Origin of the sequence: Eggerthella sp. 1_3_56FAA (assembly GCF_000185625.1) — a bacterium.
Lineage (GTDB): Bacteria > Actinomycetota > Coriobacteriia > Coriobacteriales > Eggerthellaceae > Eggerthella > Eggerthella lenta.
The window spans coordinates 1-1224 of sequence record NZ_GL622593.1 but is presented as its reverse complement, the minus strand read 5'-3'; the positions used below and the strand labels follow the sequence as shown (position 1 = coordinate 1224).

The window sequence follows — 1224 nt, the reverse complement described above, 5'->3', positions numbered from 1 at the left end:
CGTCGGACGGGCTTCGTGCTCCTCCGCGCCCTCGGCATCGGCGCGCGCGACCGGCGGCCAAGGCAGGCCGGCGCCGTACAGGCACGCGGGATCGTCGGCGGCGAGCACGACGGGCTCGCGTGGATCGGCCTCGCCGTCGCCCGCCTCGTAGGTGCGCAGCACGTCGATGGTCTCGCGCGCGGCGAACTGCGCGGGGCCGAGGCCCTGCACGAACGCGCCGCGCAGCACATCCCCCACGTCCTCCATCTGCCGCAGCACGGGAAGCAACGCGGCCAGCCCACCGGGCACGCCCGACAGCTGCACCACGTCGCGAGACAGCACGCCGTAGCGATCGAGGATCGATTCCACCAGCGCGATGGCGCGCACCGTGTCGTTCTCCGGCGACGGCATGATGAGCGACCACCGCCCCGTCAGAGCCGCGCCCACCGCGGCCTGCGCGGACGCTATGCCCCGCATCGTCGGCGAATCGACGGTGCGCATGGCGGACCGGCGGCTGCTCACGCGTCGACGCGGCGCGCTGCGCGGCTTGCCCGCAGCAGCGCCCGCGCCTTCGAGCGAGGCGCGCACCGGCGCGTACGTGTCGTTCGTCGCGCGCCCGTCCCACATGAGCTCGCGCATGGTGGAGGCTACGACCGCCTCGTCGACGAACTCGGGCGCAAGCCGTCGGCGCACCGCATCGACGATCTGGCGGAAGAACAAGCCGCCTCCGAACCCGAGCGCTTCCACCACGGCCGCCTCGACCGACGGCGCCGCCGAGCCTTCCGGCTTCGGCCCGTCGGACGGCGCATCGGCCAGATCGGGCCGTACGGGCGCGAACGGCGAATCGGTGGGATAGAACGCGACGAGGCCTGCGGCTTCGCGCTCGCGGGAGCTGCGAGGCCGCGGCGCCCGCCCATGCCCATCGCCCTCGTCGCCTTCGCGGCGAGCGCCCGCCCACACCACGTCGCCTGAAGCCAGCAGCTCGTCGAGCATGCCGGGACGATAGTCGCGCACGCGGCTGGGGAACACGTGCGCCTCCCAGGCCGAAGCCGGCAGGAACACGCCTTCGAACTGGGCGATCACCTGGGCGAGTCCGTCGATGCCCTCGAATCGCTCCTCGCCCAGCGGCCCTGCTCCTTGCAGGTCGATCAGGAAGCGCGCGAACGCGCTCGGGCTCACCGCCTGCACGGCGCGGCGCGCTTCCGCCAACGACAGCGAGCGCAGACGCCGGAACACACCCGTCTC

Annotated in this window: 1 pseudogene; it reads right to left on the bottom strand. The window is 73.5% G+C overall.

Annotated elements, in window-relative coordinates:
* Window positions 1-1224: pseudogene (locus tag HMPREF1023_RS15815) on the bottom strand (ATP-dependent helicase); the annotation flags it as partial.